The 19,709-nt window shown below is 60.7% G+C and carries 18 protein-coding genes and 1 pseudogene; 5 read left to right on the top strand and 14 right to left on the bottom strand.

What is annotated here, in order from left to right:
* Positions 1 to 18: 18 nt before the first annotated feature.
* Positions 19 to 144, bottom strand: a pseudogene (locus tag AB4Y36_RS27845) (porin); the annotation flags it as partial.
* A gap of 191 nt (positions 145 to 335) precedes the next feature.
* On the opposite strand from AB4Y36_RS27845, the gene AB4Y36_RS27840 reads away from it, so the two are divergent.
* Both AB4Y36_RS27840 and AB4Y36_RS27835 read left to right on the top strand, forming a co-directional pair.
* Positions 336 to 2,126, top strand: coding sequence for a nitrite/sulfite reductase (locus tag AB4Y36_RS27840; RefSeq protein ID WP_368684717.1), 1,791 nt, complete (start codon positions 336 to 338; stop codon positions 2,124 to 2,126).
* Positions 2,123 to 2,527: a DUF934 domain-containing protein gene (locus AB4Y36_RS27835; RefSeq protein WP_368618428.1), complete on the top strand. Its 405-nt coding sequence runs from the start codon at positions 2,123 to 2,125 to the stop codon at positions 2,525 to 2,527. Before AB4Y36_RS27840 ends, AB4Y36_RS27835 begins: the two co-directional genes overlap by 4 nt.
* A gap of 63 nt (positions 2,528 to 2,590) precedes the next feature.
* On the opposite strand, the gene AB4Y36_RS27830 is transcribed toward AB4Y36_RS27835, so the two are convergent.
* Complete coding sequence (locus AB4Y36_RS27830; RefSeq protein WP_368684716.1) at positions 2,591 to 3,313, bottom strand: glutathione S-transferase; 723 nt, start codon at positions 3,311 to 3,313, stop codon at positions 2,591 to 2,593.
* Between the two features lie 146 nt (positions 3,314 to 3,459).
* Here AB4Y36_RS27830 and AB4Y36_RS27825 point away from each other — a divergent pair, with 146 nt between their 5' ends.
* Positions 3,460 to 4,035 (top strand): TetR/AcrR family transcriptional regulator, encoded by a 576-nt coding sequence (locus AB4Y36_RS27825; protein WP_176732930.1) that lies wholly within the window; start codon positions 3,460 to 3,462, stop codon positions 4,033 to 4,035.
* A gap of 156 nt (positions 4,036 to 4,191) precedes the next feature.
* On the opposite strand, the gene AB4Y36_RS27820 is transcribed toward AB4Y36_RS27825, so the two are convergent.
* A complete protein-coding gene (locus AB4Y36_RS27820) occupies positions 4,192 to 5,370 on the bottom strand; it encodes a porin (protein WP_368684715.1) in 1,179 nt (392 codons plus the stop codon).
* Positions 5,371 to 5,968: 598 nt separating this feature from the next.
* Here AB4Y36_RS27820 and AB4Y36_RS27815 point away from each other — a divergent pair.
* Positions 5,969 to 6,784 carry a hypothetical protein gene (locus AB4Y36_RS27815; protein ID WP_368684714.1) on the top strand — a complete coding sequence of 272 codons (816 nt, stop codon included), beginning with the start codon at positions 5,969 to 5,971 and terminating at the stop codon, positions 6,782 to 6,784.
* Positions 6,785 to 6,932: 148 nt separating this feature from the next.
* Here the strand turns inward: AB4Y36_RS27815 and AB4Y36_RS27810 are convergent, their stop codons facing one another.
* Positions 6,933 to 7,274 carry a BON domain-containing protein gene (locus tag AB4Y36_RS27810; RefSeq protein ID WP_069266319.1) on the bottom strand — a complete coding sequence of 114 codons (342 nt, stop codon included), beginning with the start codon at positions 7,272 to 7,274 and terminating at the stop codon, positions 6,933 to 6,935.
* Between the two features lie 379 nt (positions 7,275 to 7,653).
* Here AB4Y36_RS27810 and AB4Y36_RS27805 point away from each other — a divergent pair, with 379 nt between their 5' ends.
* Positions 7,654 to 8,619, top strand: a complete 966-nt coding sequence (locus AB4Y36_RS27805) for a LysR family transcriptional regulator (protein WP_368684713.1) — start codon at positions 7,654 to 7,656, stop codon at positions 8,617 to 8,619.
* Positions 8,620 to 8,653: 34 nt separating this feature from the next.
* On the opposite strand, the gene AB4Y36_RS27800 is transcribed toward AB4Y36_RS27805, so the two are convergent.
* From AB4Y36_RS27800 to AB4Y36_RS27755, 10 genes are all read right to left on the bottom strand, one after another.
* Positions 8,654 to 9,436: a substrate-binding domain-containing protein gene (locus AB4Y36_RS27800; RefSeq protein WP_368684712.1), complete on the bottom strand. Its 783-nt coding sequence runs from the start codon at positions 9,434 to 9,436 to the stop codon at positions 8,654 to 8,656.
* Positions 9,437 to 9,479: 43 nt separating this feature from the next.
* A complete protein-coding gene (locus tag AB4Y36_RS27795; RefSeq protein WP_069266316.1) occupies positions 9,480 to 10,775 on the bottom strand; it encodes an MFS transporter in 1,296 nt (431 codons plus the stop codon).
* Positions 10,776 to 11,051: 276 nt separating this feature from the next.
* Positions 11,052 to 11,792: a 3-ketoacyl-ACP reductase gene (locus tag AB4Y36_RS27790; RefSeq protein ID WP_069266315.1), complete on the bottom strand. Its 741-nt coding sequence runs from the start codon at positions 11,790 to 11,792 to the stop codon at positions 11,052 to 11,054.
* Between the two features lie 201 nt (positions 11,793 to 11,993).
* The gene (locus tag AB4Y36_RS27785; RefSeq protein WP_368618423.1) at positions 11,994 to 12,275 is read right to left on the bottom strand and encodes a hypothetical protein; all 282 of its coding nucleotides are present in this window, start codon (positions 12,273 to 12,275) and stop codon (positions 11,994 to 11,996) included.
* An 86-nt stretch (positions 12,276 to 12,361) separates the two neighbouring features.
* The gene (locus tag AB4Y36_RS27780) at positions 12,362 to 12,799 is read right to left on the bottom strand and encodes a hypothetical protein (RefSeq protein ID WP_069266313.1); all 438 of its coding nucleotides are present in this window, start codon (positions 12,797 to 12,799) and stop codon (positions 12,362 to 12,364) included.
* Positions 12,800 to 13,105: 306 nt separating this feature from the next.
* Positions 13,106 to 14,044 carry a LysR family transcriptional regulator gene (locus AB4Y36_RS27775; protein WP_069266312.1) on the bottom strand — a complete coding sequence of 313 codons (939 nt, stop codon included), beginning with the start codon at positions 14,042 to 14,044 and terminating at the stop codon, positions 13,106 to 13,108.
* A gap of 87 nt (positions 14,045 to 14,131) precedes the next feature.
* The gene (locus AB4Y36_RS27770; protein ID WP_368684711.1) at positions 14,132 to 14,740 is read right to left on the bottom strand and encodes a TetR/AcrR family transcriptional regulator; all 609 of its coding nucleotides are present in this window, start codon (positions 14,738 to 14,740) and stop codon (positions 14,132 to 14,134) included.
* 135 nt (positions 14,741 to 14,875) lie between these two features.
* Positions 14,876 to 15,739, bottom strand: coding sequence for a 4Fe-4S dicluster domain-containing protein (locus AB4Y36_RS27765; RefSeq protein WP_368684710.1), 864 nt, complete (start codon positions 15,737 to 15,739; stop codon positions 14,876 to 14,878).
* 10 nt (positions 15,740 to 15,749) lie between these two features.
* Positions 15,750 to 18,728 (bottom strand): molybdopterin-dependent oxidoreductase, encoded by a 2,979-nt coding sequence (locus AB4Y36_RS27760; protein ID WP_368684709.1) that lies wholly within the window; start codon positions 18,726 to 18,728, stop codon positions 15,750 to 15,752.
* 192 nt (positions 18,729 to 18,920) lie between these two features.
* Entirely contained in the window at positions 18,921 to 19,661 is a 741-nt protein-coding gene (locus AB4Y36_RS27755) for an OmpW family protein (RefSeq protein ID WP_069266309.1), read from the bottom strand.
* Between the last annotated feature and the right edge of the window lie 48 nt (positions 19,662 to 19,709).

Here is a 19,709-nt window from a genome sequence, read left to right as displayed (position 1 = left end):
TGCGCCCAAAGGGGGTTGGAACCGCGTGCGAATGCCCACCGTTGCCGCGACCTGATTCACCGTTGACGATGCGCCGCCTGCGGTGTTGATGAACGCGACGTACTGGTGACCCGATACGTGCTGGTACATCGCCTCGGCGTAGACGCTACGGCAGCGCGGGAAATCAAGCAACTGATCGAACAACAACACGACAACTGTCGTGTCGTGCGGGGCTTCGCCAATGGAACGCTTCTGCTGCGCTCATTTCTGCGGCATCTGCTTCTTGAGACACCGATGCGGACGCGATAACGTCGTCCTTTCTCTGTCCGCCGTATCACGGCATTTCCGCACTCACCATGTATCGCTATAACGAATTCGACAAGGCCTTCGTGGCGAGCCGCGCGGCGCAGTTCCGCGATCAGATCGAGCGTTGGCAGCAAGGCAGCCTGAGCGAGGATGCGTTTCGCCCGCTGCGTCTGCAAAACGGCTGGTATGTGCAGCGGCACGCACCCATGCTGCGCGTAGCTGTCCCGTACGGCGAACTGTCGAGCGCACAGCTTCGCGTGCTCGCTCGCGTGGCCCGCGAGTACGACGAACCTGAGGCCGAGGTATACCGCAGCGCGCTCGATGCGCAACGCAAGCTCGGTACGAGGCGGCTGCCCACGCATCACGCCCACTTCACGACACGCACCAACGTTCAATTCAACTGGATACCGCTTTCGAAAGCGGCGGACGTGATGGACCTGCTTGCGACGGTCGACATGCACGGCATCCAGACGAGCGGCAACTGCATCCGCAATATCTCTTGCGACGAGCGTGCGGGTGTCGCTCCCGACGAGATCGCGGACCCGCGCCCGTTCGCCGAAATCATGCGGCAGTGGACCACGCTGCATCCTGAGTTCGCCTTCCTGCCGCGCAAGTTCAAGATTGCGGTCACCGGCGCGACGGAAGACCGTGCGGCGACGGGCTGGCATGACGTCGGCCTGCGCCTCGTGCGCGACGAACAGGGTGAACTGGGGTTTCGTGTGACCGTGGGCGGAGGCATGGGTCGAACGCCGATGATCGGCACGCTGATGCGTGAGTTCCTGCCGTGGCGGCACATCATGAACTACATCGAGGCCGTGGTACGTGTGTACAACCAGTACGGCCGCCGCGACAACAAGTACAAGGCGCGCATCAAGATCCTCGTGAAGGCCGAGGGCCAGCGCTTCATGGACGAAGTCGAGGATGAGTTCCGGCAGATCGTCGACATCGACGGCGGCCCGCACACGATCGAGCAGGCCGAGTTCGAGCGGGTTCGCCGTTGCTTTATCGAACCGCCGAAGCTCGATACGGCACGTGTCGTCGATACGCATGCCCCCGCCATGCTCGAGGCTGCAACCACGAGCACGCCACAGCTGCGGCGCTGGCTCGAGCGCAACGTCGCGCCGCACAGGGACCCGTCGCTGCGCATCGTCACGCTCTCGTTCAAGCGCGAGCTGCAGGCGCCCGGCGATGCGTCAGCCGACCAGCTCGAACGCGTGGCGGATCTCGTCGATCGCTTCTCCGCGGGCGAAGCGCGCGTCACGCACACGCAGAACGTCGTTTTACCGTGGGTTCACGCCGACGATCTGCTCGCCCTGTGGCAAGCGGCGAACGCGGCCGGCCTCGCGAGCGCGAACGTGCACCTGCTCACCGACATGATCGCCTGCCCCGGCGGCGATTTTTGCGCACTCGCCAACGCACGGTCGCTGCCGGTCGCGCAGAGCATCATGGAACGATACCAGGACCTCGACGAACTGAACGACATCGGCGAGATCGACCTGCATATCAGCGGCTGCATCAACTCGTGCGGCCACCACCATAGCGGGCACATCGGCATACTCGGCGTCGACAAGGACGGCGCGGAGTGGTACCAGGTGACGCTCGGCGGCTCGGACGGGTCGGCACGCAGCGGCGATGCGCGTCCAGGCAAGGTGATCGGCCCGTCTTTCTCCGCGCAGGAAGTGCCAGAGGTCATCGAAGCCTTGATCGGCGCTTACGTCGCGCTGCGCGAACCGCGCGGCGAATGCAACGAGACATTCATCGAGACGGTGCGCCGCGTGGGGCTCGAACCGTTCAAGGCGGCCGCCGATGGGGTTCGAGCCACGACGGAGGGCACGGCATGAAAACCGCCTCACGCATACGTCTTCTGGACGCTGAGGCTCATGCCGGCGATGTTTCGGCATCCACCTTGATCCTCGCGAACGATGCCGATCCGCTTGCCTACGCCATCGAAATTGCAGCTGCGTCGCGCGTGGAGCTTCAATTCCCGTCGTTCACCGATGGGCGCGCCTATAGCCAGGCCTACCTGATCCGGCGACGGCTCGGCTTCGAAGGCGACCTGCGAGCGACGGGCGAAGTGCTCGTCGATCAGCTGCTCCAGATGGAGCGAACAGGGTTTTCGAGCGCCGTGTTGAGCGCTGACGTGTCCATGGCGGATGCCCTTCGCCAGCTCGAACGCTTCCCCGCGTTCTATCAGGGTGATGCCCTGCGCGAAGCGCCGTGGCGCGGGAGCGCGTTGGAGTGACCGCCTAACCTCTTACTGCATCCGTGCGCGTGGCCGTTCTAACCGGTCACCGCTTTCGTTGCGTCACTGGTCCGTCCCGGCCGGTTGTGACGCCCGGGTCAGGGCAGCGAACACCGGCTGATTCATGACGCTCTGACGCTCCAGCATTCTTGCGTACCAGGCTTGAAGCGCATCACACTCCACAGGCACCGGTAGCTTCACAAGTTTCGCAAAGACCAAACCGCCGATGACGGTGATGTCGGCCATCGAGAAAGCCTCGCCGGCGACATAGGGTTGGCTTTTCAGAACGGCATCAAAGTAGCGCATACCCCTCAACGCCTTATCGCGTTGACGGAACCCCCACTCCGGGTTTTGATACGTCTCGACGTCGGGGCCCAGTCCCGGCGTGCCGTGATGGAAATAGACGCTGACGGCGTCGAGCAGCTCCAGCTCGGCGCGCTTGCTCATCATGTGGATCACGCCCTTTTCGCGCGGTGTGCTGCCGGTGAGCGTAGGCGCGCCGTCGAGCGCGTCGAGGTATTCGGTAATGGCGGTGCACTCGGCGATACAGGTTCCGTCATCGAGTTCGAGCACCGGCAGCGTCCCCGAATAGTTCTTGGCGGCGATGAAGCCGGGCTTTTTGTGCTCCCCCTTGTAAAGGTCGACCATCACGAACTCGACGCATGATTGCAGCCGCTTTTCAGCCAGCGCGATGCGGACGCGTGTCGGATACGGCCCCGTCGGGAAGTCGTAAATCTTCATCACTGGCATCTGGGTTGCTTCGAAATTGACGGTACTGGAAGTCATTGCCGGTTCGCTCCATAGTCGATTGCATTGGATTGGGCCTTGTAAAGACACGTCACTCACGCCCCTACCTAACGTTCGTTAGGTTAACAATAGAAGGTACAATGAGCGGTGTCAACACCCATTTCCTGTTTGCGGAGGCTGAAGCAGTGAGAAATGACGCGAGCTCAAACTCGAGGGAGAGAATCCTGGCGGCCGCCACGAGGCTCGCGCAGGCGCACGGCTATGGCGGTTTGAACTATCGTGATCTTGCGGACGAGGTTGGTATCAAGGCCGCGAGCATCTACCACCACTTCGAAAGCAAGGCTGATCTCGGCGCCGCGGTAGCGAGGCGTTACTGGGAGGATTCCGCGGCGGCTCTCGATGACATGCTGGCCAGATCGCAGGATCCGCTGCACTGCCTGCGTCACTATCCAGACACATTCCGCAAGGCGCTTGAGACCGGCAATCGCATATGCCTTTGCAGCTTCATGGCCGCCGAAACTGACGACTTGCCGGATGTCGTGATGAATGAAGTCCTGACCTTTGCCGACGTGAACGTCGCGTGGCTGAGCAAGGTTCTGTCCGCAGCGGCGGTGGTCGGTTCCCGGGAGAGCAAACAGCGCGCTCGCGCTATCTTTGCTGCCATCGCCGGCGCTCAGCTCATTGCGAAGAGCCGTTCTGATATCTCTCTCTATGACGCACTCATCGAAAGCTATCGAAAAGCTGGACTTTTGCCCGCATGAGGCGCAGGACCTGCCGGAAAAACCGGTACGAGAGACGACCACCTGAGCCGTCCACGATGGCTTGCGCACGAACGGTGGAGCGTCAGCTGCGCGCTCGACAGCGGACCGACGCTGCTACGCCGGCCCGAGCCCGTGTCGGAGGGTATGCACGCGTCTCTAGAACATCGTGCGAAGTCCGACTGCCACGCCCACCTGATTGGTGCGGCCAATGGTGTTGGTCGGAATGCCCTCGCCGTTGACCCCGCCCGGGTAGTCGGCGGAGAAGGCGCCTGTGCCGCGCGCGAAGTCCGTGATCCCGTAGACTTCCGTGCGCTTCGTGAACGAGTATTCGGCGAGAACGGTAGCCGATTGGTTTATCCCCCTGCCGAGGGTGCCGTCGAGCAGTTCTGCATTGCGCGTCTGCCCGTAGTAGTAGGCGAACGTGAACAGCAGCGCAGGCATGGCGTGCCAGTTCGCACCGATGTACCAGGTGTCGTCGATACGGTTGGGGCTGCCGCTACCCTTCAGTGTCGGCGCGCCAGATTGCTGCATATAGCTATCAGTCAAACCAGTCCGGTCCTGCCCCCGCAGCCAGCCGGCCAGCAGGCGGATGTCGTGGGTGATCTGAAACGCGCCGCTGATGTGCAGGAAGTTGGTCTTGGCGCCATTGATCGAGCTGCCGACACTGGTGCCAACCGAAGAGCCAGTCGCAGATGTCGGAACGGAGACCTGCTGGAAGCCTGCGTTGAGCATGGCTGGGCCGTACGTGTAAGTCAGTTCCACGGCATAGGTGGCGCCGAGACCGAGCGCGCCCGGCTGGTTGCCAAAGCCGTAAAGGGCATTGATATCCAGGCCATCGAAGCTGCCCTTGTACTTGACCGAGTTGTTGACTTCCAGGTAAGGGCCGATGCCGTTATACATCCAGCTGTTTTGCCAATAGTTGCCAACGGTCAGCGGGTCGAAGATATCGCCCAAGGTGTCGTAGGCCGGCGCATATTGCCTGCCAAAGGTCAGCGAGCCCCACGTTTTGTTGGACAGACCCACGAAAGCTTGCCGACTGAACAGTGTGCCGGGCACGTGTAGCTGCCCATTGAACGCTTCGAAGCCGTTCTCGAGGCGGAAGATTGCGGACCAGCTGTCGCCCAGATCCTCACTGCCCCTCAAGCCCCAGCGGCTGTGGGTTTCCGGGCCGGACGTCATCGCAACCTGATCATTGCCACCCGGGCCAGCATTCGTCTGATACCGAATGGCTTCATCGACGATGCCGTACAGCGTGACCGAGCTTTGTGCGAATGCCGACGACGCCGCTGCAGCGAACAGCGCGCCAGTGGCACTAAAAATAAGTATTTTTTTCATTGGCAATCCACAGTAATTGATGGGTAACTGGGAAAGTCTTTTCGCGCTCGAACCAAAAGGCCGTGAACGGGAGCGTAGCGTGTCATTTCATTGCCGCACAGCTATTCGTTACGGAGTGTTGTTTATCTGCTGTGCCGGGACAGGTAGGTGCAAATCGTCTGATAACTCTATGTTCGGGAAAACGACCTGGCTGTCGGGTCTTGATGCGCCGCGCCGCTTTGAGCACGCGGCAAGCTATTCATCGCTGCGGCAGTGGCGCTTTAGTATAAGGAATGAATTAAGCGAAACTATACTTTCTTCTGTTGCGCGGTTCACAGGATTTGGCTTTCTGCGAGAGTTCGCCGCAGGATCGAGTCCAGCCTCACACGACCGCTCGCGTACTCGATGGGACCGCCCGGCCGGCTTCTGCGCGTCCGACTTGCTACACTGCGGTGGTACTTGCGCCTGGCGCATTTCACCGCGTAAAAGACACGTCAATCTCCGTTGCCCGTCTGAAACGTCTGAAGCGTCTGAAATGTCTGAAGCAGGTCGAGGCTCTCGCAGGCGCCTCCGGGACGGACCCGGTGCCGCACTCCCGAGATTGGCCCGGAGGTTCATCATGTTCACGACATTTTCCCGCCTGTCGAGAACCGTCCTGGTTGTGGCTGTGTGTACTGCATCGACAGCAGCCTTTGCCAGCCACGCGAGGCAGCCAGAGGTGCCCCCAGAATCGATTTCCTCCCTGTTACTGAGCGACGACGAACGCATTGAGTACTGCGCAGAGATGCACCGCGCGTCGACGCTCGACGAACGTCGGATGGTCGTGGAGCGCATGCGCAGTACGCTCATTCCCCGCGCAAAAGCGCAAGATCTCTCCCTCCCACGCTGGTTGCTGGAAGGACGTCCGATGAACGGGTTCGGCGGCCCCAATGGCGTCATACCCGGACTGGATTGCGAATCGGGTATCAGCAGACCCCACGCACATGCCGTCGCGCCTGCGCGGCAGGCACCCGACCACAAGACGCCCCCCACTGAGGCGCCGCCCAGCAAGACGCCTGTTCAGGAGATCCCAGCCAGCGACATACCGGTCGGACACGACCGCGGTATCGCCTATGTCACGGGCGGCGTGGGCGAGGATGAAGCCACTACGCTTCGCAGGCTCGCGCCCGGCTATAGCATGCGGGCAACATTCACCACCGCATCGGGCGAGTACCTGTCGGGTGTCGCCGTGCAGATATTCGGGTCCAACGGGAAGGTCGTCTTTGCCGGCACATCGGCCGGCCCCTACCTGTTCGCGCGGCTGCCCCCTGGCCACTACCGCGTCGTTGCCACATTCGACGGCGTGGAGCGGACTCGCGCGCTCTATGTTCCCACCCGCGGCAGCGTCCGATTCACACTGACATGGTCGACGTCGCGCGCGGCTTCGTCCAGCTGAGTTCTCCGGACGTGCCGCCTGCCGCGAAGGCGCGGATGACCACTGATCCTGGACAGCAGCCAGCAGCCGCCCGTGGGGCGGCCATATCGGGGGAACGGCGAAGCCGCACCCTCGCGCAAACGAAAGGGCGGCCCGCCAAAGGCCAGGGTTACTGACCCACTTCCTTGATGGTCAATGCGTTCTTGACCGAGGTCACGCCGGCAACGCCCTGTGCGACTTGAGCGGCCTTGTCGACCTGCGAGGAATCCGGAACGGTGCCTTCCAACGTCACCACGCCATCGCGAGCGCGAATCACAATATTTTCCGGCTTGATGTCCTTCGCGTGATCCAGTGCGGCACGCACTTTCTTTTCCAATGCGTGGTTGGCCTGCTTCGACGTTTGCGAAGTGGCAGGCGCCGTGCCTGTATCGTTCCCCTGCGCCCATGCGCTGACCGAAGCGGCGACGATCAGTGCGCCACCAGCCAGCTTGATTGCCTGAATACCCTTCATTCTCTTTCTCCTTTTTCAGAGTTACGACGAATCCGAACAGTGGTCTCACAGAGACACTAACGGAACGCAGGAAAACTAATGCAGCTGCGCCGACAGGTTTGTCAGGAAGCTCAAGGCCACCGCATGAATTGTACGAGGATGCTCAATTCTTCGCCGCGTCGGCGGCCGGCACGGCCCGCACGTTTTGCGCGGTAGCGCGGACAGAGGTCGGCCATAAAGAGACAACTGCGTCGCGAACACGAATGTCGTTGTGCGAATCCAGTCCGTCACACTCATGTCGGTGGCAGTCCCAAAGCTGCGGATACGGGCGTCATTTGGGTGGTGGGGATCTCTGCTGAATCATGCAAAATAGTCGGCATCCAGGATGCGGAGGCCGGTTGTGGGCGTGAACTTTGACTTGAATGACTTGCAGGCGTTTCGGGCGGTGGTGGAGCTGGGAAGCTTCCGAAAGGCCGCGGAGGCGGTGAGCATATCCCAGCCAGCGTTGAGCCGTCGGATCGACAAGCTCGAGGAAGCGCTCGGCGTGCGTCTCATCGAGCGCACCACGCGCAGCGTCACGCTCACCACCGTCGGCCGCGTGTTCGCCCAAAGCGCAGAACAACTGCTCGATGATCTTGACGTCGCGCTGCTTGGCATTCGCGATGTTTCATCGAGCCACTTGGGTCATGTGACTATCGCGTGCGTGCCTTCGGTGGCGTATTACTTTCTGCCGAGCGTCATCGCGAGCTATCATCGCCGCTTTCCACGCATCCGGGTCAAGCTCCTCGATTCGAGCGCTAACGAGGTGCTTGGCGCCGTCATCAGCGGCGAGGCTGATTTCGGCGTGAGCTTCATGGGCAGTCAAGAGTCCGAGATCGAGTTCAAAGTCCTGCTGCAGGAGCGGTTCGTTGCTGCCTGCCGCCGCGACCATCCGCTCGCACGCAAGAAGCGCGTGACCTGGGACGAGCTCTACGAACACGACTACGTCTCGGTCGACAAGACTTCCGGTAACCGCCTGTTGCTCGACCAGGCGCTCACTGCCGTGGCGCCGCGAGCACCGAGCGTTTGCGAGACCCGGCACGTGACGACCATGCTCGGATTGATCGAGGCGGGGCTCGGCGTCGCCGCCGTGCCCTCAATGGCCATGCCCGGACATGACCATCCAATCCTCACGAGCGTGCCGCTCGTCGAACCGGTGGTGAAACGACGCGTGGGAATCGTAAGACGGCGCGGACGGACGCTCACACCGGCTGCACAGGAGTTTCACCGGACGATCATCGAGACGAAGCGTGCCGGCGTCGCACGCAGTGATGCCGTGGGCAACAGCGCGACGACGGCGAAGACGAGAAGGAAGACCGCATCGTGAGGCTGGCTGAGACAAGCCTTCCCATGGTTCCGCCTCAATGGGCGGAGACGGAATCGAGCCCGGTCGATCTCACTTCGGCTTGCACATCGGGCGATGCGAGATAGTCGAGGAGCGCCTTCGCTTCCTTCGGATGCTGCGCGCCCACGGGGATGCCGCCGGCGAAACGCGTGACGGACTGCAGAGACTCGGGAATCTTGCCAACGAACGTTGCCCCCTGGACGGGCAGCAATTCGCTCACCTGCTGGAAGCCGACTTCGTAGTCACCGTTCGCCACCACCGACGCCACTGGAATGCGCGGAATCATCTTCGCTTTCGACCTGAGCTGATCCTCGATACCGAGCTTCCTGAACAACTCTCGCTCGATATAGACGCCGCTCGCGCTGTCCGAGTAGGCAATCGACTTCGCATGCAGCAAGGTCTGCCTGAGGCCTTCCGTCGAGCCGATGTCGGGCTTTGCCGCACCTTCACGCACGACCATGCCGATGCGCGAATCGGCCAGCTCGACCCGCGATCCGGGAATGACCTTGCCTTGCTTGATCAGGTCGTCGAGTGCGTAGCCGACCATGATGACGACGTCCGCAGGCTCGCCACGCTCGAGCCGGTTGGGGATCGCTTCGGGCGATTTGCCCATCGACGGGCCGAGCGCGGTGTCGAGCGCGTTGCCCGTCTGGGAAGCGAACCTCGGGCCGAGCACCTTGTACGCAGCGGTGAAGCCCCCCGAGCTCATGACGTGCAGGTCGGCGGCCTGCACGTTCGCCGCAGCGGCCGAGGTTGCGACGAGCGCTGCCGCGCAAAGTTTCAGAAGCAGGTTTCTCATGGTCGTGGTCGTGCTGGGTTGCGATGCGAGCGGGGGAAACGCATCAGTGCGCCGGCGTCAGTGTCACTGCGCGGCGGCGATAGAGCGCGAACGTCGCCAAAAGGGCGCACGCTGCGGCCAGGCTCATCCAGTAGCCGGGTGCGGCCTTGTCGCCGGTCATATGAATGAGCGCCGTCGAGATCGCCGGCGTGAAGCCTCCGAACACGGCCGTAGCGAGACTGTAGGCGAGCGAGAAGCCAGCAACGCGTACCTGCACCGGCATCACTTCCGTGAGCGCGACGACCATCGCGCCATTATAGATTCCGTACATGAAAGAGAGCCAAAGGAGGACGAGCAGCATGTTGACGAAGCTCGGCGCGTGAGCGAGCAGCGACAGGGCCGGGTATGCGGTCGCGATAGCGAGCACCGTCATGCCGACGAGGAGCGGCCGGCGGCCGATCTTGTCGGAGAGTGCCCCGCCGATCGGCAGCCACACGAAATTCGACACGCCGACACAGAGCGTCACGAGCAGACTGTCGGCGGTGCTCAGGTGCAGGACCGTCTTGCCGAAGGTCGGCGCGTAGACGGTGATGAGATAGAAGCTCGTGGTGGTCATCGCCACCAGCATCATGCCGGCGACGACGACGGCCCAGTTCTGGACCAGCGTGCCGAATACTTCTTTCATGCTCGGGCGATGCTGGCGCGCCTTGAACTCCTGCGTTTCCTCCAGATTGCGACGCAGCATGAAGATAAACGGCACGATCATGCAGCCGACGAAGAACGGTACGCGCCAGCCCCACGCGGCGATGGCCGGTGCGCTCAGCCACTGGTTGAGCGCAAAGCCGAGGCCCGCAGCGACGACGATCGCGACCTGCTGGCTCGCCGACTGCCAGCTCGTGAAGAAGCCCTTGCGGCCGGGCGTGGCCATCTCGGCGAGATACACCGACACGCCACCCAGTTCGGCGCCCGCCGAGAAGCCCTGTAGCAGCCGCCCGAGCAGCACGAGCGCGGGCGCGAGAAGTCCGATCGTCGCATAGCCCGGTACGAACGCGATCAGGATGGTGCCGCTCGCCATGATGGAAAGCGTAGCGATGAGGCCCTTGCGGCGGCCGACGTCGTCGATGTAGGCGCCAAGCACGATGGCGCCCAGCGGCCGCATCAGGAAGCCGGCACCGAAGACCGCGAACGTCATCATCAACGAGGCGAACTCGCTCCTGGCGGGAAAGAAAACGTTGGCGATCTGCGTGGCGTAGAAGCCGAACAGGAAGAAGTCGAACTGCTCGAGGAAATTCCCGCCTGTTACGCGGAAAACCGCGGCGGCCTTTGAATGTCTGGTCGAAAGGTTAGACGAGGGGTCCATCGAGGTGTCTCCTGAATTCTGGAACATACGCGGCGTTCCGGTCGATTGTGGCTTTCGCCATATTCGCCCGGAGCCGGCAAAACGATAAGTGCAATTTTCTGAACGATTGATGTTCTGTGGTTATCAATCGATGTCGAAGCCGCCGCGACCTTTCGTGCCGCGGCCTCGACTCAACTGGCAGTGGTCAGGGATCCGACGACCAGTTACGCGGCGGAGAGGGAGTGTCGCCGCCACCCGGTTACCCGCGAGAGAGCAAATTGACTTCGGTTGAGATCCTTACCCCATGTGAAGCCCACCATTCAGCGAGAAGTCCGCTCCAGTCGAAAAGGCCGCTTCATCGCTGGCGAGCCACGAGACAATTGAAGCGATCTCATTGGCTTCTCCGAGGCGCCTGACTGGAATGCTCTGGACGATGGCATCAAGCACTTCGGGACGAACGGCCCGAACCATATCCGTCCCGATGTACCCGGGGGATACCGTATTCACCGTGATGCCCTTTGTCGCGACTTCCTGGGCAAGCGCCATCGTAAAGCCATGAATGCCTGCCTTTGCGGTCGAGTAGTTGGTCTGGCCGAACTGTCCTTTTTGTCCATTCACGGAGGAGATGTTGATGATGCGCCCCCATCCCCTTCCGACCATCCCGTCGATGACCTGCTTGGTCACATTGAAAAGACTGGTCAGATTCGTGGCAATGACTTCGTTCCAGTTCTCACGTGACATCTTGCGAAACACGCCGTCTCGCGTAATGCCCGCGTTGTTCACCAGCACATCGATCTCGCCGATCTCCTTCTTTACCTTGGCGAAGGCGACCTCAGTTGATTCCCAGTCCGCGACGTTGCCCTCCGAGGCGGTGAAGGAAAAACCGAGTGCAGCCTGCTCGGTCAGCCACCGCTCGCGACGCAATGAATTTGGCCCACAGCCGGCGACTACGGTAAATCCGTCGTTATGGAGCCGCTGGCATATTGCGGTTCCGATTCCGCCCATGCCCCCTGTTACATAAGCAATTCGCTGTGCCATTGTTGCCGCCTCCCATGCGCTACGTTGGTAGATCGAAACGCTTTCAGGTACAGCTACGATGAGTCGCGTTTTACACGCACTCGAAAATCGCGTTAGAACTGTTGGACAACTCGAGAAAACTCGAAACTCATTGCTTTACATGCTGATACGGGCGCTTTGCATAACCATCCGCTCTTGCGCGAACGCGAGCGAAGCGAAGGTTTAAGGCGTTGCCCCTGGCGACGGGCCATGCTTTACAAACCCCCGGATTACCTCGGCTGCTCTCAGGTTTCCGCGCTCCTCCAGCTTCCTGGCGAGTGCGCGCGTGAATATTTTCAACTCCTCAGGTCCGTGCGCGGCCTCGAACTGAAGAAGGGTTTCCCTGATGGCTGCCTGCATGCTTTCTTCATGCATCATGCTTGCGATGTGGGAAGCACTTCGCGCCAGTTCCATATCATGCTCGATCAACCACTGCCTATCCGCCCTGTAGCGACCTGTCGTCATATCCGCACCTTTCGCACTAGTTGTTCGAGACGCGTTCTACTCGAATGTCGACGGGAAGCCAGAGCTGTTCACGCCTATTGGTTCACTCAAAATTGCTCCGACCGCAGCGAATCGAATTCGTCGCGGCAAAGATCGCTGAATCGGTTGAGAATGTCGATCGAGCCATCGGCGAGCATTTCGCGCAGTTCGAGGAAAGTTTTCTCCGGGGCATCATAGGTGTCCACAATCTTTCGCCCGATCTGATCGGCTTCAATGGAAACCTCGGTGGAGGATTGGACACGCATGCGACTTATCTTCGCGAACAGACTGACGAGTGCGGTAACGTCCGGCTCTTTGTGCTGTAGCGCGTGGACATAGCATTGCGATGCCTGCTCGATGAATTCTCTATAGAGGTCCTGTCGGCGGATGCGGTCGTGCGCGAGCCACTCTGCCCTTGCCTGCGTTCGTTGAGTAACAAGAGATGTCAGGCCGCCAATCGCTGCACCGAACAATGCCGCTGTAGCTGATAAGAGTGTTGCATTCATCGTATTCAATTGGCGACGGGCCGCCTGCCCTCCAATGTGTTTGCCAGGACATTGCAGGTCCACGTGCAGTCGGTCGGCAGCGGCATGTGATCCAATAGCCTTAAGCGCCTCGCCTTCACACTCCCTTCTGTTGTACGCGCACACTCGCGACTGCGCGCCTGGCATGCGACTCCGCCATGACACCGCTCTCTACCGGGACAAGAGCAAAGACTGTTAATAACATTAGTTTCAATATTGATCGTTGTGTCAATTATGCGCAAGACACTCAACCCTCTCAAGAAATCAATTTTCCGAATGTCTGCTGCATCATTGGTGTTCCCGGACAACCTGTGGGCGAGTGGCACTGCCTTCACTAACCTCGAAGAACGCCGCGGCGTGATCGATAAACGCTCTAACCTTCGCTGGCAACATCGCGCGCCCTATATATGCCAGCCGGACCTCCGCCGCGGTATCCGCGATCTCGAAGTCTTCCAGCAGTCGAATGAGTCGTCCCGACTTGATGTCTTCTTCCACGAGCGCGATGGGAAGCAAACCGATGCCCAATCCCTCCAGAATGACGTCGCGGTTAAAGATCGGATTGTTCGACGATATCTCGTAGTTGATCGGGACGGCGATCTTCTCCTCTCCTGTCCGAAACGTGACAAACGGCTTGTGCATTGAAGGCGGAACCGTCACGAATGCATGTTGCTCGAGATCAGCAGGATGCCGTGGCCGAGGATGCGTGCCAAGGTAAGCTTCCGTTGTCACGATGACGAGCGGTAACCGCTGCAGAAGCCGTGTCACTGCCAGATCCGTCGCCAGCATGAATGGCAGCACGATACCCAGATCGTAACCGTCGGCCGTCAGGTCAACTGGCCGCTCAGTCAGCGTGATATCGAGCGTGACATTTGCGTGTTTCCGTCTGAACGACGCAATCAACGGCGGCAGCCACGTCAGGGCGGCCGTCGTGTGCGCAACCAGTCGTAACACTCCCGTCGGTAGCCGGCCGTGGTCCGCGGCGCTCGCTTCCATGCAATCCAGATCGTCGAGGACGCGGCAACACCCGTCGTAGAAGCACTCCGCAGCTTCCGTCAACGAAAATTGTCGAGTCGACCGGTGAAACAGTCGCGCCCCGAGGCGCTCTTCCAACGACGCAATCGCACGGGAGACGACCGAGGGTGACAGGCCCATCATTTCGCCAGCTCGCCGAAAGTTTTTGACTTCGACGATGGTGCGGAAAAGGCGCAAACTTTCGATATATTCCATCGTTGAGATAAACCAGGTGTCTCTGTTACGGCATTGCCGGTCGCGCTGAGGACATCGTCTTGTGACGTCTGAATCGCGAACCGATGACTACGGACCGCGAACCTGGCCTTTGACCGTCTGCGTGTTGCACATCCTGACGAACTGAAGTCCCTCAGACAGGCTCATCAGAGCGACCGCGAGCGCATCAGCGCCTCCAGACCATAGCCTGTCGGCATCAGGCACGAACGTCCGCAAGCAGTTGCTGATATGGAATAGCGTCTCATGCCGCAATACATCAAGACGCTCCCCGAACAAATTATCTTGACGCGCGAGAAGTTGCGCTTCGATCCAAAGGGGGAAGCAATCGCTGTCAAATTCCCCATTGCCGTAGCAGGCGATCGCGCGTGCCAGCATCTCTTTGGGCGTGCCGCCCATTTCAATGAAGGCCTGCATGTTCTCGCGGGCCAGAACTGCGTCGCGCTGCAACAGCTCAACCAGCACGTCCCGTTTGCCGCGGAAGTTCGAGTAGAAGGCTCCGCGTGTGTAACCCGCCGCCCCGGCAATGTCCTCCACGCTCGTAGCGGCCACGCCCTTCTCAAGGAAAACGGTTCTTGCAGCGTCAAAGAGGCGCTCGCGGGTCTGCCGCTTCCTTTGTGCGTGTGTCAAACGTTCGTGCTTCATGATGTAGCGCTGGCGAGCGACGCCTTCTGCGTTCACCGGAACCGAGGCGCGCCAGCGGCGGGTTCTCAATGAGTCAACACACGTTCGGATCGCTCTATTTGCATATTACACTCACTTCTGATTTTTTAGTCAATTATAAAATTGAGGGCGTGAGCGAAAGAGATAGTGGCGTCAGGCGGCCTCGACTTCATTGGTCGACCGGGCGAGTTCGATCTCGCCCAGATAGACGCTTTCGCCCAGCTGACAGTCACGCGACGCATCGCCGAGGTCATGGCGTACCTCGATTCGATAGCGCCCGCTGTCTTTGGCCAGTCCTGCGAACCGAAAGTCGCCAAACGCGTCGGTGACGGTATCGGCAACCTTCTGGCCGCCCGTATACAACGCGACTGCGGCCGAAGCCACGCACTCGTCTACCTGCCCCACCCGTGCGCTGACGCTGCCGCCAATAAAGCAGGTATCCCAGCGTTCGAGGCCGCGATACCACACCCGGGGCTTTGTCTTGAGTTTGGGCTCCAGAACCCTGAGCCCTTCGCGTCGCGCTTTGTGTGCCATTGCAGCGTCATCGAGCCTGATGGTTTCGAAAACACCGGTAGGACATGACTGCCCGCATCGCGGCTGTTGCCAACCCTCGTCCAGCAGATGCGCGTCGAAGATCCAGATCTGTGGCAGTTGCAGTGCCTCGTTCCAGACGATCGCCCTGTACGGACAGGCTTTCACGATGTCCTTTCTGCCCCTGGCCTTCTCTGGATCGATGATGACGATACCGTCGGCGCGTTTGCGGATCGCATCGCCACCCACTCGCATGCATGGCGCGTCGTCACAGTGATTGCACATGACCGGCAGGTACGTCGTCTCGACCATGTGCGAGTCGCCCTGGACCCGGCGCATGATGCGGATGGGGCTTTCGGCATCGACCGCTGCGGGTGCCGCGTACCCGGGAAAGTCGTTGCCCACGTGCTCGTCTCTCGCAGCGATCACGCAGTTCTGGCAGTTCTCACATTGCCCGACGTTGATAACCAGATTCCACTTGCTCACCGTGTGCTCCTCATGCTGCGCGGCCGAGCATGAACGCGTCGGCGCCTTTCCACTTTTCGACCTGCACGAGGCATGAATTCGGGCTCATACTGCTTGTCCCGGCCGTCTGGGGCCGGTCAGGCGTCAGCATGTTCATGCAGCCGCCGATCTCGACACGCTCACCGGCGATTTCGATGAGCTGGAATTCAGCGCTCGCCTCGTATGACTTCACGACGCCGACGGCCACCAGTGGCGACACGTCAGCCGCACAAATAACCGCGCCGCGGTCGTTGAAGACCTTGACGAGATCGCGATGGGCAATGCCCCGGGCCGCCGCGTCGGCGGGGCCGAGCCGCAGCAGCCAGAAGCGATGCCCACCGATCAACGCGCGATGATCGTCGACGCTGTTGACCGACGAATTCTTGCCGTCGCAATGAGTGTGGAAGCTGTACCGGCTATGAGTCGCAATCAGTTGCAGCGGATAGCGCTGGGCCAGCTCGCTGCGCAGCCCCTCCCACGACGGGATATACCGGTTCAGCGGCGGCCGCTCGGGGTTGTCGGCGGTGTGCCGCTTCAGCAACTCCGGCACGAACTCGAGCTTGCCGCTAGGCGTCTGCAACCCCATGCCGAACTTTTCGGCGTATTGCGAGGGCATCGGATGCGGTTCCTGCAGATCCTTGCGACGACCTTCCGCGAACCAGCGCATGTCCACCGGATGGCGCAGTTCAGGCTTTTCGGGCGGGACGACAAAATAGCCTTTGCGGCAGAAGCTGCGCCATGAAATGTGATCCGGCAGATCCGACGATTCGAATACCCTCTTGACCCAGTCGAGTTCGCCGCATCCTTCGGTGAACACGCCGCCGAGCCCGAGGCGGGTCAGAATCGCTGTGAAAATGTCATAGTCGGAGCGGGACTGGCCCAGCGGCTCGATGCATTTGTGTTGCATCATCACCATGCGGTGATTGACGGTGTTGAAGCCGTGATGCGCATACCCGCCCGAATTCGACCATTCGCCAATATCCCATCGTTCCAGGGACGTGCACGCCGGCAGAATGATATCGGCGAACTGCGCCTCGCCCTCCATCCAGATCGACTGATTGACCACGAACTCGATGCTGGGGTGCCGGTAGGCGTCGGCCCAGCGTCCGGATTTCGTGACCGTGCTGAAAGCAGATCCGCCATAGCGATAAATCATGTGGATCGGCGAATAGCCGGGCATTGGATAAGTAAACGGCGCGAACTGCGCTTCCTGAGACATACCGTCCCACAGGTACCCCGTTGCATGACCGTTGATGATGGCGTCGGGTAGCTGCTGCCGCGGAACCATCTGCTTGACGGGATTCATGGTCAGAATGTGCGGCATTCGCTGATAGTTGTTCACCGCATTGGCGGTCCACGCGAGATCACCGGACATGCCGCCGTCCGCGTAGCCCGGGAAATAGAAGTGCAGGTCGTGCGGAGCGCCGAGCTCCAGACACCCGAAATTGACGCCCGGTTTGCCCCATCCCTGCATGGCCATCATCATGATCATGCAGCGCGCCCACTGCGCCCCGGTCGCGCCGCGTCCTGCGCCGCCGAACCCCGCACCTGTCATACCGACCGCGAGATAGACCTTCTTCTTTCCCCAAAGGCGCGCGAGCGCCCGCACATCTTTCGCCGGCACGCCAGTCTCGGACTGCTGCCATTCGGGAGTCTTCGGGACCCCATCGGATTCCCCCAGCAGATAGGCGCGCCACTCATCGAAGCCGGTCGTGCGGGTCGCAACGTAATCCTCGTCGTACAGACCCTCCACGACCCAGACGTGCATGATGGCGGTCGCGAGGGCCGCGTCGGTTTGCGGACGCACGGGAATCCAGCGCCCACCCAGCAACTGTGCGGTCGGATTGCAGTGCGGATCGATGTGAACAAACTCGATACCCAGTTCCTTGGCCCATAGCCGCCGCGGCGTGCCCTCGAATCCCGCATATGCCCCGTTGGTGCTTTCCGGGTCGCACGACCAGAAGACAATCATTTCCGCTTCCCTCAGGCAGTCTTCGATGCCGCCATAGCCTGACGGAACGCCCACGCGCATCGAATTGCCAAAGTGATGCATCGCGCCCCAGTACCATCCTTCCCAGCTATCCGGGTTCGCAGCCACCCGGGTGAAGCCAATCAGGTTGGCAAAGCGCGTTAGCGCGCTCAGGTAGTAGCCGACATTGCCCCACTGGTGATGAGACGACATCGGGAACGTAATCGAACCGGGACCGTGAACGCGTTTTTGCCGGTTAATTTCTTTGGCGACGATGTCAAGGGCCTCGTCCCAGCTAACGGGTACATAGCCCGACTTGCCGCGGTTCTGCGGATTGCGTTCCCCGTCGGGATCGAAATCGACCCGCTTCAATGGACGAAGAATGCGCTTGTCCGAATAGACAAGCGACTTGATCGCCAGCGCGTGCGGCGCAACGAGGCCTCGCCGTGGCGGGCTGAAGCGGCGCCCGCGTGCCTCTATCTCCCAACTGGCAGCATCCTTGTCGTCCAGATCGACAGGCGTCACCCGAACGATGCGATCCTCCTTGACGTAGACGAACAGCGGCCCGCCGTTCGTACAGGTGGTGTACCGGCGCGTGCCATCTCGCATCGGCGTGCCCATCGGCAGGCCGATGGTTTGCATCATGCTGAGCGTCTGCATGAACCACACCAGCAGTTCATCGTCGCCCTCCGTCACGACTTTGAAGTTCTTCGCCGCATGAATAATGTCGGCATGATCCTGGCGCGGAGAAAGGAACTCGAGGGCCGTGGCGACGTCCTTGAACAGCATGCTCACTTCCGCATCCTGATACGAGCATGCTCGCGACCGGATGCGACCGTTCCTGATCTCAATGAGGCGACCGAGGCTCCGATCCATCAACCCGATCCAGGCAACCAGGTCTCGCTCCTTGAGGCGTTCACGATAGTCGGGGAAGCGGCGCGCCGTCAGAGCGAGTACCTTCGGCAGCGCGAACAGAATCGATTTGAGTACTTGTCGCTTCATCGTTTCATCCGGAATGACACATCGCTGCAGGGAGAAAAAACAAACGCATGCTTGACCGTAGCTACGTCCAGACACGCGTCAACTGCTTGAACCGAAGGGTCGCTTTCAACCTCTGTGCTGTGCATTGAAATCTCTAATGGTGAAACGCTGCCACCCTCGCAGGCGTCCGCCTGGGACGTCGCTCGTGTTGGGTTAGAACGTGTAGGCGACATTCAGGAAGACATTCACGGGATTGATCCGGATCGTTGACCGGGAAACGATTTGCGTCCCGTTCGCCGTCGTCCCGTCCAGTGTCAAGTGAGTCTTTACGGGAACGTAACCGACACTGGCTCCAACGGACCAGTGGTTTGAAATTGCGTAGTACGCCCCGAGTTCGAATACCGGATTCCATGACGAACTGAGTGATGCGTGCGCAGACCCGCCTGGACCGAGGCTGTCAGTGACAAACTGACTGTTGGTCGTGCGAACCTGTGTGAACCAGGTGTAGTTCACGCCTACCCCGACAAAAGGTCGGAATTTCGATTGGGCGTCGAGCAGGTGGTAACGAAGAACGATAGCGGGCGGCATCGGCCGCGTCGAGCCCAGGGTGCCATACTTCGCGAGCGCGCCATCACCGTCCAGATTCACTGTCAGCGGGAGCCCGATCAACGTGGCAACGCCAATGTGATCGGTGACGTAGTACTCGGTCGTGATCCCCAGCGTATCCGTGGGCGTCGCGTGCGCTCCGGAACCCGGTAGCTGCTGATTCACCGTCATTCCGCCCACGCTTTCCACGGTGAGCGGCGTTGCGCTGCTTTGCGGCGCGACGTGAAGCCACCCTGTCGCCACGGTAAAGCTCCCAGCGGTCTGGGCGTTTGCAGTAACGGCAAGCGCAGCCGAGCAGATACAAACCGCCAGACCGGCGCAGCGAATCGTTCTCCTGTCATTCCTCACGTGTCTTCTCCTGTCTCTTAGGCCGGGATTTTTTGCTCGCACAGTTGT

Origin of the sequence: Paraburkholderia sp. BR10936 (genome assembly GCF_040965735.1) — a bacterium.
GTDB lineage: Bacteria > Pseudomonadota > Gammaproteobacteria > Burkholderiales > Burkholderiaceae > Paraburkholderia > Paraburkholderia nodosa_A.
This window is presented reverse-complemented; position numbering and strand designations above follow the sequence as displayed.

Bases quoted from the DNA above. Each gene is read 5' to 3' on its own strand.
- AB4Y36_RS27840 (WP_368684717.1), top strand. From the start codon at position 336: ATGTATCGCTATAACGAATTCGACAAGGCCTTCGTGGCGAGCCGCGCG.
- AB4Y36_RS27835 (WP_368618428.1), top strand. From the start codon at position 2,123: ATGAAAACCGCCTCACGCATACGTCTTCTGGACGCTGAGGCTCATGCC.
- AB4Y36_RS27830 (WP_368684716.1), bottom strand. From the start codon at position 3,313: ATGACTTCCAGTACCGTCAATTTCGAAGCAACCCAGATGCCAGTGATG.
- AB4Y36_RS27820 (WP_368684715.1), bottom strand. From the start codon at position 5,370: ATGAAAAAAATACTTATTTTTAGTGCCACTGGCGCGCTGTTCGCTGCA.
- AB4Y36_RS27815 (WP_368684714.1), top strand. From the start codon at position 5,969: ATGTTCACGACATTTTCCCGCCTGTCGAGAACCGTCCTGGTTGTGGCT.
- AB4Y36_RS27810 (WP_069266319.1), bottom strand. From the start codon at position 7,274: ATGAAGGGTATTCAGGCAATCAAGCTGGCTGGTGGCGCACTGATCGTC.
- AB4Y36_RS27800 (WP_368684712.1), bottom strand. From the start codon at position 9,436: ATGAGAAACCTGCTTCTGAAACTTTGCGCGGCAGCGCTCGTCGCAACC.
- AB4Y36_RS27795 (WP_069266316.1), bottom strand. From the start codon at position 10,775: ATGGACCCCTCGTCTAACCTTTCGACCAGACATTCAAAGGCCGCCGCG.
- AB4Y36_RS27790 (WP_069266315.1), bottom strand. From the start codon at position 11,792: ATGGCACAGCGAATTGCTTATGTAACAGGGGGCATGGGCGGAATCGGA.
- AB4Y36_RS27785 (WP_368618423.1), bottom strand. From the start codon at position 12,275: ATGACGACAGGTCGCTACAGGGCGGATAGGCAGTGGTTGATCGAGCAT.
- AB4Y36_RS27780 (WP_069266313.1), bottom strand. From the start codon at position 12,799: ATGAATGCAACACTCTTATCAGCTACAGCGGCATTGTTCGGTGCAGCG.
- AB4Y36_RS27775 (WP_069266312.1), bottom strand. From the start codon at position 14,044: ATGGAATATATCGAAAGTTTGCGCCTTTTCCGCACCATCGTCGAAGTC.
- AB4Y36_RS27760 (WP_368684709.1), bottom strand. From the start codon at position 18,728: ATGAAGCGACAAGTACTCAAATCGATTCTGTTCGCGCTGCCGAAGGTA.